Raw genomic sequence first — 15517 nt, 5'->3', positions numbered from 1 at the left:
GTTGTCGCTGGAGTGAGTACTGCAGGCTTGCCTGCGTGGAAAGGTCCAGAGAGGGCTGAGTGAATAGATCGGTACGCTGTTGGGTCCTGAGAGAACACGCTTAGTGTCTTTCAGTGATCGGCCATCGGCCGCGGACGAACCACCTGACCTTTGAGATCAGGCCGGCGTTCGCAGTAGAGCTGGTGGATCTGATTGTTCTTTGAGAACTGCACAGTGGATGCGAGCATCTTTGTAGCAAGTTAGTAAGGGCATACGGTGGATGTCTTGGCACCAGGAGCCGATGAAGGACGTAGGAGACTGCGAAAAGTCTAGGGGAGCTGTCAACCGAGCTGAGATCCTAGAATTTCCGAATGGGGAAACCCGGCCCCAGTCATGTGGGGTCACCCATACCTGAACACATAGGGTATGTGGAGGGAACGCGGGGAAGTGAAACATCTCAGTACCCGCAGGAAGAGAAAACAACCGTGATTCCGTGAGTAGTGGCGAGCGAAAGCGGATGAGGCTAAACCGCGTCTGTGTGATACCCGGCAGGGGTTGCATTCGCGGGGTCGTGGGACCTCCTCACTAGTTCTGCCGGACTAGTAACGAGTTAAAAACCATTGTGGTTAGAGGAATACGTCTGGAAAGCGTGAGCGTAGAGGGTGAAACTCCCGTACTCGAAAACCCGATGGCTTGTTGGAGTGTTCCCAAGTAGCAGCGTACTCGTGAAATTCGCTGTGAATCTGGCGGGACCACCCGCTAAGCCTAAATACTCCCTGGTGACCGATAGCGGACTAGTACCGTGAGGGAAAGATGAAAAGTACCCCGGGAGGGGAGTGAAATAGTACCTGAAACCGTGTGCCTACAATCCGTCGGAGCCTTTAGGGGTGACGGCGTGCCTTTTGAAGAATGAGCCTGCGAGTTAGTGCTACGTGGCGAGGTTAACCCGTGTGGGGTAGCCGTAGCGAAAGCGAGTCTGAATAGGGCGTTTGAGTCGCGTGGTCTAGACCCGAAGCGGTGTGATCTAGCCATGGCCAGGGTGAAGCGCGGGTAAGACCGCGTGGAGGCCCGAACCCACCAGGGTTGAAAACCTGGGGGATGAGCTGTGGTTAGGGGTGAAAGGCCAATCAAACACCGTGATAGCTGGTTCTCCCCGAAATGCATTTAGGTGCAGCGTCGCATGTTTCACCGCGGGGGTAGAGCACTGGATGGTCTAGGGGGCCCACAAGCTTACCGAAATCAACCAAACTCCGAATACCGTGGTGTGAGAGTGCGGCAGTGAGACTGCGGGGGATAAGCTTCGTAGTCGAGAGGGAAACAGCCCAGAACGCCAGCTAAGGTCCCTAAGTGTGTGCTAAGTGGGAAAGGATGTGGGGTCGCACAGACAGCCAGGAGGTTGGCTTAGAAGCAGCCACCCTTTAAAGAGTGCGTAATAGCTCACTGGTCAAGTGGTCCTGCGCCGACAATGTAGCGGGGCTTAAGCACACCACCGAAGCTGTGTCATTTCAGCCTTGAGCTGGGATGGGTAGGGGAGCGTCGTGTAGCGGTTGAAGCGGCGGAGTAATCCAGCCGTGGACGCTATGCGAGTGAGAATGCAGGCATGAGTAGCGAAAGACGAGTGAGAAACTCGTCCGCCGGATGACCAAGGGTTCCTGGGCCAGGCTAATCCGCCCAGGGTAAGTCGGGACCTAAGGCGAGGCCGACAGGCGTAGTCGATGGACAACGGGTTGATATTCCCGTACCCGTGTGAACGCGCCCATGATGAACCTTGTGATACTAACCGCCCGAAGCACCTGTCGAAACTCTTCGGAGCTAGATGGAATGTGGAGCGCGGGACCTGAACTTGTAGTAGTCAAGCGATGGGGTGACGCAGGAGGGTAGCTCCGCCAGTGAGTGGTAGTACTGGTGCAAGCGTGTAGGGAGAGGCATAGGCAAATCCGTGCCTCACATATCCTGAGACGTGATGCGTAGCCGATTGAGGCGAAGTAGAGTGATCCCATGCTGCCGAGAAAAGCCTCTAGCGAGCTTTCACGCGGCCCGTACCCCAAACCGACACAGGTGGTCAGGTAGAGAATACCGAGGCGATCGGGCGAACTGTGGTTAAGGAACTCGGCAAAATGCCCCCGTAACTTCGGGAGAAGGGGGGCCGTAGCGCTTGAAGCCTCTTGCGGGCTAGGGCGAGACGGCCGCAGAGACCAGCGAGAAGCGACTGTTTACTAAAAACACAGGTCCATGCGAAGTCGCAAGACGATGTATATGGACTGACGCCTGCCCGGTGCTGGAACGTTAAGGGGACCGGTTAGTCCTTCGGGGCGAAGCTGAGAACTTAAGCGCCAGTAAACGGCGGTGGTAACTATAACCATCCTAAGGTAGCGAAATTCCTTGTCGGGTAAGTTCCGACCTGCACGAATGGCGTAACGACTTCTCGACTGTCTCAACCGCAGGCCCGGCGAAATTGCATTACGAGTAAAGATGCTCGTTACGCGCGGCAGGACGGAAAGACCCCGGGACCTTTACTATAGCTTGGTATTGGTGTTCGATTCGGCTTGTGTAGGATAGGTGGGAGACTGTGAAGCGGCCACGCCAGTGGTTGTGGAGTCATCGTTGAAATACCACTCTGGTCGTATTGGATGTCTAACCTCGGTCCGTGATCCGGATCAGGGACAGTGCCTGGTGGGTAGTTTAACTGGGGCGGTTGCCTCCCAAAGAGTAACGGAGGCGCTCAAAGGTTCCCTCAGCCTGGTTGGCAATCAGGTGTTGAGTGCAAGTGCACAAGGGAGCTTGACTGTGAGACTGACGGGTCGAGCAGGGACGAAAGTCGGAACTAGTGATCCGGCCATGGCTTGTGGAAGCGTGGTCGCTCAACGGATAAAAGGTACCCCGGGGATAACAGGCTGATCTTCCCCAAGAGTCCATATCGACGGGATGGTTTGGCACCTCGATGTCGGCTCGTCGCATCCTGGGGCTGGAGTAGGTCCCAAGGGTTGGGCTGTTCGCCCATTAAAGCGGTACGCGAGCTGGGTTTAGAACGTCGTGAGACAGTTCGGTCCCTATCCGCCGCGCGCGTAGGATACTTGAGGAAGGCTGTCCCTAGTACGAGAGGACCGGGACGGACGGACCGCTGGTGTGCCAGTTGTTCTGCCAAGAGCATTGCTGGTTGGCTACGTTCGGAAGGGATAACCGCTGAAGGCATCTAAGCGGGAAGCTCGTTCCAAGATGAGGTATCCCACTCTTCGTGAGTTAAGGCCCCCAGCTAGACCACTGGGTTGATAGGCCAGAGGTGGAAGACCGGTAACGGTTGGAGCTGACTGGTACTAATAGGCCGAGGACTTGTTACAAAGACGCTACGCATCCACTGTGCGGTTCTGGGAGAACAACCAGAACCGATCGACCCCCGCAAGGCTGGTTCAGCTTGCTGGTCGGGGTTGCTGGTTGAATTCCATAGTGTTTCGGTGGTTATAGCGTTGGGGAAACACCCGGTCCCATTCCGAACCCGGTAGTTAAGCCCTTCTGCGCCGATGGTACTGCACTGGTTACGGTGTGGGAGAGTAGGTCGCCGCCGAACTTAATTTGCCCTGCGGGTTGAGCGCCAGAAGCGCTCCCCGCAGGGCTTTTTTCGTGCCCTTTTTCCCATGTCGTCGTGCATGGAGAGCTGTGCTCCTTGAGCGGCTGACCGGGTGATGAGACCTCGGCGAGCGGGTGACGTGAGTCAGGCTCGGGTTGTGCGTCCCTACCGTGATCGTCATGAACGAGCAGTGGGCAGGGGAGGCACCTTTGCGGTGGCGAGCGCGCAGGAGGCGGGGCAGGCACGCCCGCGAGCCCGCGCCGTCCTCGCAGTCGATCCTGCCCGCAGTGCTCGGCGTCGTGCTGCTGGTGTGCCTGATCCTCCTCCTGCTGACTTACCTCTAGTCCTAGCGGGACTGCAGTGCGTCGAGCGCCACGGCCTGGGCGATCACGAGCCGGCGGTCGACGCCAGGATCCTGGACCAGGACCAGGTAGTGGTCACGGATCCAGGTCTTCTTGTCGACGCTGAACACGGGAGCGCCGTTCTCCGTGACGAAGTCGAAGTGATACCGCATGGGGAACGGCGCGTCTCCGACGAACGGAATCCACTGCCACAGCCGGCGAAAACCCGCGAGGAACCTGTTCCGCTCGGCGCCGGTCGTCTGGCCCCAGCCCGGCTGCTCCAGGTGCCAGGTCGAACGCAGCAACGACCTGGTGAAGTCCTTGCGGAACAACCCGATCGACCGGCCGTTCGCGTCCGTCACGTCGTAGCCGCTACCCAGATCGATGGCCCTGCGCGCGTTGAACTCGAACAGCACCTGGCTCTTGGACGAGTCGGTGAAGACCGTGACCCGTTCCTTGATCTTCAACCGCTTCTGCTCGGCGAAACCGACCAGTGCGCCGGGCTTTCCGTTGTCGTCGGCGAACACCTCGTAGCGGTTGACCATGAACGTGACCTTCTGGTGCACGTGCAGGGCCTGTGCGTTCTGAACGCTCACAGCTCACCCTTCTCCGTTGCCGGTGCTCTTCTCCAGCGGTACGGGGACGAGGCTCCCGGTCGGGAACCGCCGCTCGTTGCGTTCGATCTTGGCGAACGCGGCCTCGACGAGATCGACGTCGAGCTTGTCCGCCAGCCTGGTGAGGTAGTGCATCACGTCCGCGAGCTCGTCGCGGACGTTCCAGGCGAGGTCCGGGTCCTTCATCGCGTCCCTGGCCTCTTCCGCCGTCAGCCACTGGAAGAGGTCGGTGAGCTCGCCGACCTCTGCGGACAACGCCATCACCAGGTTCTTGGGCGTGTGGTAGCTGTCCCAGTCACGGGCAGCGGCGAACGCGCGCAGGGCGTCCCTCAGGTCCACGAGATCACGCTGACTCATGCCCCACAACTACCACGTGGACGAACGAGCAAGGATGGCGGTGGTATGGACATGGATCGTCCGCGTCAACGTTGATTAGCTCTAGTCATGTCAACATTGAGCGCAATCAACCCCGACTCCGTCCTCGTGCTCGGCGCCACCGGCAAGACCGGCCGTCGCGTCACCGCACTCCTCGGCCCCGCGGCCCGTCCGGCATCGCGCTCGGCGTCGACGAAGTTCGACTGGTCCGACCAGGACACCTGGGAGCCCGCTGTCGCCGGCACGACCGCCGTCTACGTCGTGCCGCCGGAGAACCCCTTGCTGCTGACCGAGTTCGTGCGCGTCGCGGTCAAGTCCGGCGTCACGAGACTGGTGCTGCTGTCGATGCGCGGCGCTCCGGACGACGACCCGTTCGAGGCAGCGGTCAAGGACTCCGGCGCGGAGTGGACGATCCTGCGGCCGACGTGGTTCATGCAGAACTTCGACGAGGACATCTTCGCCCCGTCCGTCGAGCACGGGGAACTGGCCGTGCCCGCCGGTCAGGGCGTGCACCCGTTCATCGACGCGGTGGACATCGCCGAGGTCGCCGTCGTCGCGCTGACGCGGTCCGGCCACCACGGGCAGACCTACGACCTCAGCGGAGGCGAGGTCCTGTCGTTCCCCGAGGTGCTGGAGCGGATCAGCGCGGTGACCGGCAAGCCCGTGCGGTACGTGGACCTGCCCGAGGCGGAGTTCACCCCGGTGCTGCGGGAGCACGGCTACTCGGACGAGATCGCCGAGCTCATCACGATGTTGATCGTGCTCATCCGCGAGGGCAAGGAGGCGCACGTCGCCGACGGCGTCCAGCGGGTTCTCGGTCGCGAGCCGCGGACGTTCGCCGACTACTTGGGCAGCAGCAAGTTCGCCTGAAGCCCGCGCGTGCCCTCGTTGGTGATGACGGCTTCGCAGAGCGCGCGCCCCGTGCGGGCGCGCCACTGCTGCGCCATGTCGCAGTAGCGAAGCCCCATCGCGTGCGTGAGTTGTCCTATCGACTCGCCTTCGAGCAGCACTTCGAGGGTGTGTTCACCAACGTGAGACCCTCTGGCGATTCTGATATCCCGTAACTCGGCGATCACGTGCGCGGGTGTGCGGCCGTCGACCACGCGGTGCAGCACGTACTGATGGGCGTGCTCTCCGACGACGGCGACCTGCTGCTCGGCAGGCAACGTAGGTGCCGTGCCGAGCGCGTCGTGGTCCAACAGCAGCAACCGCGGTGAGCCGAGGTGCAGGTGCACGCCGTACCGCTGGCCGCCGCCGACGATGCGGGCCGGGCACGAGCCGACCTCACCGCGTTCGGCGAGCTCCCTCAGCAACGGCTCGTACTCGCCGGCCTGCTCGCCGCGCAGGTATCCGGCCGTGACCGCGGAGCCGTCGCCGCGCAGCAGGTCGACCCGCACGGAACTCCGGTTCCCGGCCTCCGGCACCAGCACCGCGACGGCCGGGACCGAGGTGTCGTCCTGGCCGGGCGCGTGCGTCATGGCGTGCCGGACGACCTCGGTGATGGCGTCCTGGTGCTGGGACTCACCGATGATCGAGACCCGCCCGGCCGTCGACAGCCGGCGCAGGCGTGACCGGGTCAGGGCCGGGGCGATCGGCTCGGCCGACCTGTTCTTGGTGCCGACGAACATCAACGCGAACAACGCGAGACCGAGGACGAAGCCCAGTGGGCCGAAGGCAACGGTCAGAACCAGCGCGAGCACGGCAACGGCGATCAGGACGGCGGCGGGCGAGGGTTCTGTGCGTTGCTGCATCGTCATGGGGCATCCTCACGACTCGGCTTCCCGTCACTCTCAGTGTCGGGCAAGCCGGGCGATGCGTTTCACAAATCGCTCGTTTGGCCCAGTCTGAGGGGTTAGAGACTCCGCCGCGTGACCGAATTCAGTCGCGGATCGCGGTCGTCCGCCGACCGTGCGTGCACGTTCGGGTGGAGCTAGTGGACGAGCGTCAGCCGCGCGCGGCCTCGGGGGCCTGGTTCGCCGCCGCCCGGCAGCGCCGTGAGGACGAGTCCGAACACCAGCCCGTTGAGCTCCTCGAGCCCGAGGTCGAGCTCCTTGGCGACGTGCGACGGCGTGGTGCCGTTCTCGCGCAGGACCTTGAACACCTTGGTGAGCAGCTTCGAGGTCTCCCGACGCGTCATGCCGCCCGGCACGAGGCTGTGCACGTTCGCCCACCTCGTGAACTGCTCGCGGCCCACGTGCCAGTGCCGGTGATCCGTGCCGGGCAGCTGCCGTTGCGGCATCAGGAACTCCGCCGCGAACTCACCGGGTTCGTCGTGGCCCAGCAACACCGCGAGCTGCACGGCGGCGTCGAACCGGGCCTGCTCCGGCACGGCAGTCGGCGTGAGGAACACGAACGGCGTCCCGTTGTGCCACCACGAAAAGGCCTTCTGCGTCACGCAGTCGACCGGCAACGAGAACACCCGGACGCCGTGCGACTCCAGCAGCTGCACCATGTTCGGCGCGGGCCCGTCCGCGAGCCGCCACGCGTCCCGGACCCCCTGCGGTGACGTGCGCGGTGGCGGCAGATCGGGCTGCGGCAACACGAACAGCCGGTCGAGCCACCCGGTGAACTCGATCGCGAGCTGAGCGGCCGCCGCCACCTGGGCGTCCTCCAAGGCGCCCTGCGGCCTCGGCGGCTCCGCGGCCTCCAGGAACGCGGCCGGAAACCCGAGCGCCCCGGCCAGCGACTCGACCGTGGCGGGCAACGGCTTGCGCACCCCGCGCTCGTACTCGGTGATCGCCCGCGCCTGCACCCCCGACTTCCGCGCCAACTCGGCCGCGGTGAGACCGCGCCGGGTGCGGGCGAGCGTGAGTCGCGAGGGCGTGAGCATGATCCGGCCATTGTCGCTCTTGCCCCGCCGCACTGCCAGGCGGCCCCGGCGTACGGATCAAGCGGGCGTCACGAGGCCGTTTGGCGTAGCGTCGAACCTGCGGCGATGGACACAGGTGGATCGGACGTGGCTGCGTGGCCCAGAAGAATCGTGCCCAACGGCAGCAGCAGGTGCTGCGCACCGCCGGCTTCGCCGCCTGGCTGCTGGGCCTGCTGTTCCTAGGACTGTCCGTCGTCGGCGCGATCCGCTGGCCGCACTGGGTGTGGACGGCCCCGATCGCCTGCGCGCTGCTCAGCCTCGCCACCACCTACCGCATGCGCCACACCACGGGCCTGCGCCGGCCGATCACGCTGGCCGCGCTCACCCTCGTCCTGCTCCTCGCCGCCGGCGTCCTGGCCAACCTCGCCGCGGGCATCACCCACTAGCCCCGCCGCAGAGCGACCGGGAAGTCCACCTCCTCCGGACCGTCCACATTGGGCGCTTTGAGCATCGGGAACTCCATCGGCGGCAACACGATCCGATGAGCCCACCGCTCGATGATCTGGTTCTGCGGCGTCGGCTCCGGCTGCGACACCTCGCGCAACACCACCAGCCGATCTTCCAGCTGCAGCGGATACGTCACCAGGAACCACAACTTGAGCCCTTCGCTGCGCACGTTCTCGAACAGCGCGAACTGGTCGTGGTCGTTGTCCCGCATCATCGCCGCGATAGCGGGCCCCTTCGCGTAGTCACTGCGCAGCGGCGCCTCCGAAGACCCCGTCCCGCGATTGCCCTGCAACGTCCCGAGCAACACGGGCCGCGACGGATGCCGGATCAACCCGGCGTTCCAGTGGTCGAGCCGCTGCCACCCCTCCGCCGCGAGCAGCTGCCGCAACGTGCCCACCCGATGAATCCAGTCGAGCAGCCCAGGCGCGTTGGTGGGCCCGAACGGAGGCGAGGCGGCGCGCGCGTCGATCCCGGCGGCGATCGCGCGGTCCAGGACGGCTTGGCGCAGGCCCAGGTCGGCGAGCTTCTCGTCGGCGTCGGGGGCGAGCTTGCGGAAGGCGGCGTTGGTCATGGCTCGACGGTAACCGCGGGGTCTGACAATTCTGCGACGCTGCTGGTCGTGTACCGCTACGTCGATCCCGGCTCCGCGCCGGCCGCCACGTCCGAGGCGACGTCGAAGGTCATGCGCCGCACGCGCCGAACCGGGACGGCGCCGGAGATGGCGGTCAGGCGAGCCCTGCACCGCAGGGGGCTGCGGTACCTCGTCGACGTCGCGCCGCCTGGGACCAACCGGCGCAGGCGTGTCGACGTGCTGCTGCGCGGTGCGCGAATCGCGTTGTTCGTGGACGGGTGCTTCTGGCACTCGTGCCCGGAACACGGCCACCTGCCCAAGGCGAACCGCGAGTGGTGGCGGGTGAAGCTGCATGGCGTGGTCGTTCGCGACAGGGACACGGACCTGCAACTCGCGGCGGCGGGCTGGCGCGTTGTGCGTGTGTGGGAGCACGAAGATCCGGACGACGTCGCCGACCGGATCCTCGCCATCCTCAGGCCGCCACCTGTGTGAGCTGGTGCAGCACGTCCCGTTCGCCCAGCTTCTCCCGCGCCCACTCCGCCACCGACGTGTCCTGCGCGAACAGCACGATCTGCCGGTCCGCCGACAGCTGCAGCAGCAGGTCGAGGACGGCGTGGGTGCGGGTGTCGTCGGCCTGCACGGTCACGTCGTCCAGCAGCAGGGGGCAGGACTCGGTGGCGAGGTGCTGGGCCAGGGCCACGCGGAGCAGGAGGTAGATCTGTTCCGCCGTGCCCAGCGACAGGCGGGAGGCCTGGTGCCACGACTCCGCGGCCGTGCGGACCCTGACGGTCAGCGTTGCCGGGTCTACGGCGGCGTCGACGTAGCGGCCCTCGGTGATGGTCGGGAGCCAGGTGCGGAGGGTGTCCTCCAGTGCTGGGGCGATGGTGCTGTGGACCTTCTCGCGTGCCGCGGTGAGGTAGCGGGAGGCCAGGTCTATGGCCTCCACCTCGGCGGTTATCTCGGCCAGTGCCGCTGTTGCGGCTGCTACGGCTTCCTCGGCGTCCGGGACGCTGGGGAGGGTGCGGGCCAGTTCGGCGGCCGTGGCGGTCAGGGTGTCGGCGGACGGGGCGAGGTCCGGGTCCGCCGGGGGGACGGTGGCGTAGCGGAGGGCCGCCTCCACCAGGGTGGCGTGGTGGGTCTGGGCCGCGGAGAGGGTGGTTTCGAGGTCGTCGAGGGTGCCGTTGGCCTGGAGGGTCTGGAGTTCCGCCCAGGCGTTGCGTTCGTCCTCGGCTTCGCGCAGGAGGCGGTCCCAGCCCCGTTGCCACTCGGCGATGGCGCGCAGGAGGTCCTCTGGTCGTTCGCCGGTGCCGCCGATGGCCGTGACGGCTTCGCGGAGCAGGGTGAACGCGCGGGCGCGGGCGGCGCCGGCCTCGGTCACCGCGGCTTCGGCCAGGCGGCGGTCCGCGAGGGCCTGGGCCAGGAGGGGGCGCTGGGCCGCCATCGACGCCTGGCGGGCGCGGACCTTGCAGTCGGTCTCGTAGTCCACCAGGAGGTCGGGGACGGACATCGTGGCGTCCACCTTGCCTCGTGCCGCGAGTTCGACGCGCACGGCCTTCTCGGTGCGGGCCACCTCGCACACCAGGTCGGCGTGTTCGGCTTCCCAGGCAGGGCGGTTGGCCAGGCGCCACAACGTCTCGCGGTCGGCGGGGACGCGCAGGGAGGCGCAGCCGGCGACGGCCTCGTCGTGGATGCGCACCGCCTCCAACGCCACGGCGCGCTGGCCTTCCGCCTCGGCGAGGGTGCGGTCCGCGGTGAACAGGCGGGCGCGGGACTCGGTGGCGGCGGCCGCCCGTTCGGCGGCGAACGTCACGGCGGCCTCGCGGTGGGTGCTGTTGCCCCGCGACATCGCGCCGCCGACGCCCGCGACCAGGGCGGCCACGACGACGCCGATGGCGGCGAGGTGCTGGCCCGTCAGGAAGAGCAGCAGGCCCACCAGCGACGTGAGGCAGCTCAGGGCCAGCAGAGCGTTGCGCAGGAACGGGTTCGGCACCGCGATCTCCTGCACGCGGGCCGCGGCGACGTCGGCCTCCACCTGGGTGCGGGCCGCGTCGGCGGCCGCGTGGTCCTGGTGCTGGCGGGCGGTGTCCACCTCGATCGACGCCGTGGTCAGGCGTCCTCCGGCGGCGGGGTCGAGGCGGGTGGCGAGGCCGCGCAGCACGGACGGTTCGGCCTTCGTCGGCGGCGACGGACGGCGTTCGTCGTGCGCGGCGGCGACGGCGGACGCGGTCGCGTAGGCCGAGGCGACCACGCGGAGTTCCTCGTCCAGCGTGGTCTCGCCGACCGGCACCGAGGGCAGGGCCTCCAGCTCGCCCTGCAGGGCCGCCGCGGTCGGACCCGCCAGCGCACGCGGGTTCGGTGCAGCCCGCCACGCGGCCAGCGCGCGGTTCACCACGTGCGTGAGCTCTTCTTGCGCGGCCAGACCAGACGGGGGCGAGTCGCCGAACCGCGTCTTCAGCTCGGTCAGCCGTCCCACCCGCGCGGTCAGGCCCTTCATCGACTCGGCGTGCTCCTGCACGGCCAGGCGTGCGCGAGCCGCCGAGGCGAACCGGGCCTGCGCGCTCAGCTCCTGGTACCGGGTGTGTTCACGACGCGCCACGGTCAGGTCGGTCTCGGCCTCCCGCAAGCGGTTGCGGGCGTCGCGCAGCTCGTCGACGGGGGCGGTCAGCCGTTGCAGCGCCTGCTCCACCGTGCCGTCCGTACCCGCCGTGGCCGCCGCACGGCGCAAGTGGTTCTGCATGCCGTTGGCCGCGTCCAGCACCGTCAGCAGCTGCGCCTGGTCCACGCACGCGGTGGCGGCGAACGACGCGCGGTCGAGGCCCACCCGCCGGGACACGTCGGGCTCCGTGTCGTCGTTGAAGTCGCGGTCCACGGCGATGACCTCGCCCGACTCCAGCGACATCAACGCCTCCACCCGCCACGCCGTACCGCGCCACGGACGGTGCCGCGCCGACGGCTCACCGCACAACGCCGCGCGGATCGCCGCGTGCCACGACGACTTCGCCGACTCGTTCATCCCCGCCACCACGGTCAGACCAGGTGCCAACGGCAGCGAACGGTCGTGCAACGGCCCGAACGCGTGCGCCGTGACGGACTCGATCCTCATCGTTCCTCCAACGCGCGCAGGCCGGCCGACAGCACACGCCCGCGCAGCGCCACGTCCAGCGACGGATCGGCGAGCACGTCCCGCACGAACTGGCCGCGCACGGTCCGTTCCGACGACACGTGGTCGAAGTCCAGCAACGGGAACGTCCTCTCGGCCTCGTGCCAGCCGAGCGACCGCGACGCCGACACGTCGAACACCTCGCGCGACACCGAACCGTCCTCGTGCACCGTGCACAGCACCGCCCCGCGTTCCCCGGTCTCGCCCGGCGTTAGCGGATCCGGGTTGCCGGGGAACGTGTAGTGCGCCGCGTGTTCCGGCGTGTGCACGTGCCCGAGGAACGCGTGGTCCAGTCCCGTGATCGCGACGTCACCGGGCGCGGAACCGTGGCACAGCGCCAGGTTCACGCCACCGCGGGTCACCGCGAACCCGTCGAGCACGTCCCGCGCCGGGCCGGGACCGACGTTCGCCGCGCCCCACAGCGTGATCCCGTCGGCGAGCTCCACCGGGGTCAGCGACTCCGACGAGAACACGTGCACGTTCGGCGTCCAGTCCACCTGCTGGTAGACCGACTGGGGCCCGTACCAGTCGTCGTTGCCGGGCACCAGGAACACCGGTGTCGGGCAGTCGAACGACGACTGCAGGAACGAGGCCGTCGAGGGGGAGCAACGCTCGTGCTCGTACAGGTCGCCGGCGCACAGCATCGCGTCGACTTCGGATTCCTGGGCGAGGTCCACGATGTGGCCCAACGTGTCGCGCAGCGCTTGACGCCGCTCCGGTCCCGCGCTGGGGAAGCGCGTGTCCAGGTGCAGGTCCGCGAACAGCAGCAGTTTCACCGGTGCCTTCAGCTGAGGTCGATCGTGCCGGACAGGGTCAGGTTCGGGCGCAGAGCAGCGGCGACGGCGGCGGTGTCGGCGTGCCAGCCGGCCAGCTCCTCGACCGTCGGGGTCAGTTCGTAGCCGTGGTGCCGGATCGCGCGGCTCAGCGCGTGCCACAGCTGGGAGGCGTCCTGCGCCACGTCGGTGTCCACATGGGACGGAAGAGCGATCAGCAACGCGTGCACCGGCTGGTCGGTGTTCCCGGCACCGCACGCGCGGGCCACCGACCGTTCCACCGCCGTGCGCAACAGCTCGGCGCAGCAACGGATGCGCACGCCGTCGAGCTGGTCTGGGCGCGCCAGCAGGTTCGCGACGCAGGTCAGCCGGTCCTGGACGTCAGAGGGAATGCTCATCGCTGCAACCACCCGGCGAGCAGTTCGGTGTCGCGGATCAGCACGTCGAGGTCCCCGGTGTCGCCACCGACCCGGCAGGCTTGGAGCAGGTCCACGGCCCACGAGCCGACGACGTCCTCCAGGTGCGGCATCAGCTTCGCAGGCTCCGCGAGGTCGTCCAGCACGGCGAGCGCGAGCTTCTGCCGCGTCGTCAACGCGCATTCGAGCACGCGCTCCACCTCGGCGTGCGGCATCCCGCGGCCGAGGCGCTCCCGCCGGAACCGGGCGTGCGACGCGGCCTCCAGCGCGGCCCGGCAGCACGACGCCACGAGCTCCGCCCGCAACGCCTCCGGCAGGTCCTCGTCACCCCGCATCGCGCGGGCGTCGCCCAGGCACCGGCCGACCGGGTCGTCCGACATCCGCACCTGCACCGCGGACTCCTCACCGCGGCACACCTCCCACACGGTCGCGGCCAGCCGGAGCCGCCGCAACGCCTCCACCAGCCGTTCGTCGTGCGTGAAGACCACGACCTGGCGGGTCAGCCCCACGTCGGCGAGCACCTGCGCGAGGCCGTCGACCTTGGACGCGTCCATGGCCTGCACCGGGTCGTCGATCACCACGAACCGGAACGGGCTCTCGTCGACCATCGCCCTCGGCAGGAACAGCGCGAGGCCCAGCGAGTGCAGCTCGCCCTGGCTCATCACCGCGAGCGCCGAGTTCGTGACGCCGTCGACCGACACGTCCAGCTCGACGTTGCGGGCGCCGCCGAGCCGCACCGCGCCCAGGTCGACGTTGCTCTGCTGGCGCAGCCGCTGCCAGATCCGCTGCGACTCCTTCGCGAACGGCGCGATCCGCTCCGTCCGCAACGTGGCCGCGGCCTTGCGGATCCAGTTCTCCGCCTCGGTCACGTCCGCGAGGACCTGGGAGTCGGCCAGCGCCTGCTGGGCCTGCGAGTGCCACTCGAACAACGCGATCGCCATCGGGCGCCACACCAGGTCGCGCCGGTCGATCTGCTCCCGCGCAACGGTCTTCAGCTGGTCGACAGCCTGTATGAGCCCTGTATACCGCTCGAATACCTCCTGTCGAAGGCGCACGGGGTCGTCGATGGCGACGCAGTCGTGCCAGGCCTGCCACGCCTGCAACGCCGTCGTCACGTCGAGCACGCCCTCGGCTTCGAGCAGCACCTCGGGCACCGGCTGGCACAACGCGCGGGTGGCCGCGACGGCGACGTCGAGGCGGTCGGCGGCCTCGTGCAGCTCAGCGGCGGCCCTGGCGAGGTGCTCCGCGCGGTCCTTGGCCTTCGCGAGCCACATGCCGTCGAGCCGGCCGAGGTCGCACACCGGGCAGGTCTGGGCCCTGGCGGGGTGGGAGCCAGGGCCGGAGTTCCTGGCCGACTCCGTGAGCTGGATGGCGAGCCGCAGGATCTCGCTGCACCGCAACGAGTCCTGCGCGTTGTCCGTCGCGACGGCGGTGACGCCGGTGAGCGCCAGGTCGAGCTTCTCGAGCACGCGGTCGACCTCGTCGTCGGGCGGTGGCGTCACGTCGACGATCTGGTGCAGCAGGCTCGTGCCGGTGCCGACGTCCGCGCCGAGCGCGAGGTCCGCGATCGCGTCGAGGTCGGGGGAGTCGCTGCCGAGCAGCGCGGCGGCGCGGCGAGCGCGTTCGTCCTGGGACGCCAGCAGCTCCGCACGCACGCGTTCGCGGCGGTCGTAGGGGCGGGCGACGATCTCGGCGAGGCGCTTGCGGTGCTCGGCGAGCGCCTGCTGCGCCTCGGTGATGGCCTCAAGGCCGAGGAGGCGGTGCATCGCCTCGTAGAGGTCTTCCGGTTGTGCGTCGAGAACGGTCCCCAGCTCGCTGTACGGCAGGAACGGCCGGTAGGTCTCCAACGCGTCGTACCACCTGCCGTGGTCGAACGGCTGGTCGTCCTGCGTCCACTCGCCCTGCGCCAGATCGTCGTCCGGCGCCCAGCGTCTTCGGATCGTGGTCCTCCCGGAGACGTCGCTCTGCCGACCGGCTTGGACCAGCTCCAATTCGACGGCGGTGTCGGGCTGGTGCAGGTTGCGCCACCCCTGCTTCCAGGTGTCGTGCCTGGCACGGGTCCAGCGGGCGTTGTAGCCGGTCAGCGCGAGCTCGGCGGCCTCGGCGAAGCTCGACTTGCCCGAGCCGTTGCGGCCGGTGACGACGGTCAGTCCCGGGCCCGGTGCCAGCGGCAGGCGTGCCTGCGGGCCGATGCCCCGGAAGCCGCGCACGCGCACCTCCGACACGAAGATGCCCTGACCAGGCCCGTCCGACCGTTCCAGCGGCGCCTCCTCCTCGGTCGTCACGCCGGTGAGCGCGCGGTCCAGCGCCGCGTCTCCCCGGCACGCCGCCAGCACCAGTTCCGCCGCACGTGGGGTGAGATCGTCTTTGGCCAGTCGCCCGGCCATTAATTCCAGTAACCCGGCTT

The 15517-nt window shown here is 67.6% G+C and carries 13 protein-coding genes and 2 rRNA genes; 6 read left to right on the top strand and 9 right to left on the bottom strand.

Features of this window, described 5'->3' with window-relative positions:
- The first annotated feature begins 232 nt into the window (after nt 1-232).
- From ACQEU1_RS15350 to ACQEU1_RS15340, 3 genes are all read left to right on the top strand, one after another.
- Nucleotides 233-3317: ribosomal RNA gene (locus ACQEU1_RS15350) — 23S ribosomal RNA — on the top strand.
- Between the two features lie 110 nt (nt 3318-3427).
- A 5S ribosomal RNA gene (gene rrf / locus ACQEU1_RS15345) occupies nt 3428-3544 on the top strand.
- Between the two features lie 179 nt (nt 3545-3723).
- Nucleotides 3724-3888: a hypothetical protein gene (locus ACQEU1_RS15340; RefSeq protein ID WP_170176444.1), complete on the top strand. Its 165-nt coding sequence runs from the start codon at nt 3724-3726 to the stop codon at nt 3886-3888.
- A gap of 2 nt (nt 3889-3890) precedes the next feature.
- Here the strand turns inward: ACQEU1_RS15340 and ACQEU1_RS15335 are convergent, their stop codons facing one another.
- Both ACQEU1_RS15335 and ACQEU1_RS15330 read right to left on the bottom strand, forming a co-directional pair.
- The gene (locus ACQEU1_RS15335) at nt 3891-4481 is read right to left on the bottom strand and encodes a hypothetical protein (RefSeq protein WP_433201232.1); all 591 of its coding nucleotides are present in this window, start codon (nt 4479-4481) and stop codon (nt 3891-3893) included.
- A gap of 3 nt (nt 4482-4484) precedes the next feature.
- On the bottom strand, nt 4485-4856 hold the full coding sequence (locus ACQEU1_RS15330) for a nucleotide pyrophosphohydrolase (protein ID WP_433201229.1): 372 nt from the start codon (nt 4854-4856) through the stop codon (nt 4485-4487).
- Between the two features lie 87 nt (nt 4857-4943).
- On the opposite strand from ACQEU1_RS15330, the gene ACQEU1_RS15325 reads away from it, so the two are divergent.
- Entirely contained in the window at nt 4944-5744 is an 801-nt protein-coding gene (locus tag ACQEU1_RS15325) for an NmrA family NAD(P)-binding protein (RefSeq protein ID WP_433201226.1), read from the top strand.
- On the opposite strand, the gene ACQEU1_RS15320 is transcribed toward ACQEU1_RS15325, so the two are convergent.
- Together ACQEU1_RS15320 and ACQEU1_RS15315 are read right to left on the bottom strand one after the other, a co-directional pair.
- Complete coding sequence (locus ACQEU1_RS15320; protein WP_433201223.1) at nt 5717-6631, bottom strand: hypothetical protein; 915 nt, start codon at nt 6629-6631, stop codon at nt 5717-5719. The two genes, ACQEU1_RS15325 and ACQEU1_RS15320, sit on opposite strands and share 28 nt — an antisense overlap.
- Nucleotides 6632-6804: 173 nt before the next feature.
- The gene (locus ACQEU1_RS15315) at nt 6805-7704 is read right to left on the bottom strand and encodes a helix-turn-helix domain-containing protein (protein WP_433201220.1); all 900 of its coding nucleotides are present in this window, start codon (nt 7702-7704) and stop codon (nt 6805-6807) included.
- Between the two features lie 134 nt (nt 7705-7838).
- On the opposite strand from ACQEU1_RS15315, the gene ACQEU1_RS15310 reads away from it, so the two are divergent.
- The gene (locus ACQEU1_RS15310) at nt 7839-8129 is read left to right on the top strand and encodes a hypothetical protein (RefSeq protein WP_433201217.1); all 291 of its coding nucleotides are present in this window, start codon (nt 7839-7841) and stop codon (nt 8127-8129) included.
- Here ACQEU1_RS15310 and ACQEU1_RS15305 read toward each other — a convergent pair.
- Nucleotides 8126-8761 carry a hypothetical protein gene (locus ACQEU1_RS15305; RefSeq protein WP_433201214.1) on the bottom strand — a complete coding sequence of 212 codons (636 nt, stop codon included), beginning with the start codon at nt 8759-8761 and terminating at the stop codon, nt 8126-8128. The two genes, ACQEU1_RS15310 and ACQEU1_RS15305, sit on opposite strands and share 4 nt — an antisense overlap.
- A 48-nt stretch (nt 8762-8809) precedes the next feature.
- Here ACQEU1_RS15305 and ACQEU1_RS15300 point away from each other — a divergent pair, with 48 nt between their 5' ends.
- Nucleotides 8810-9253, top strand: coding sequence for a very short patch repair endonuclease (locus tag ACQEU1_RS15300; RefSeq protein WP_433201211.1), 444 nt, complete (start codon nt 8810-8812; stop codon nt 9251-9253).
- Here ACQEU1_RS15300 and ACQEU1_RS15295 read toward each other — a convergent pair.
- The 4 genes from ACQEU1_RS15295 to ACQEU1_RS15280 are packed head-to-tail and all read right to left on the bottom strand — an operon-like array spanning nt 9234 to nt 15497.
- The gene (locus ACQEU1_RS15295; RefSeq protein WP_433201208.1) at nt 9234-11864 is read right to left on the bottom strand and encodes an AAA family ATPase; all 2631 of its coding nucleotides are present in this window, start codon (nt 11862-11864) and stop codon (nt 9234-9236) included. The two genes, ACQEU1_RS15300 and ACQEU1_RS15295, sit on opposite strands and share 20 nt — an antisense overlap.
- Nucleotides 11861-12697 carry a metallophosphoesterase family protein gene (locus tag ACQEU1_RS15290; protein WP_433201205.1) on the bottom strand — a complete coding sequence of 279 codons (837 nt, stop codon included), beginning with the start codon at nt 12695-12697 and terminating at the stop codon, nt 11861-11863. The genes ACQEU1_RS15295 and ACQEU1_RS15290 overlap by 4 nt, the downstream gene beginning before the upstream one ends.
- An 8-nt stretch (nt 12698-12705) precedes the next feature.
- Nucleotides 12706-13092, bottom strand: coding sequence for a hypothetical protein (locus tag ACQEU1_RS15285; protein WP_433201202.1), 387 nt, complete (start codon nt 13090-13092; stop codon nt 12706-12708).
- Nucleotides 13089-15497: an AAA family ATPase gene (locus ACQEU1_RS15280; protein ID WP_433201199.1), complete on the bottom strand. Its 2409-nt coding sequence runs from the start codon at nt 15495-15497 to the stop codon at nt 13089-13091. The genes ACQEU1_RS15285 and ACQEU1_RS15280 overlap by 4 nt, the downstream gene beginning before the upstream one ends.
- Nucleotides 15498-15517 lie beyond the last annotated feature (20 nt).

Origin of the sequence: Lentzea sp. CA-135723, assembly GCF_050936595.1 — a bacterium.
Lineage (GTDB): Bacteria > Actinomycetota > Actinomycetes > Mycobacteriales > Pseudonocardiaceae > Lentzea.
Note: the sequence above shows the minus strand (reverse complement) of the source record. Positions and strands in the feature narration are given on the sequence as shown.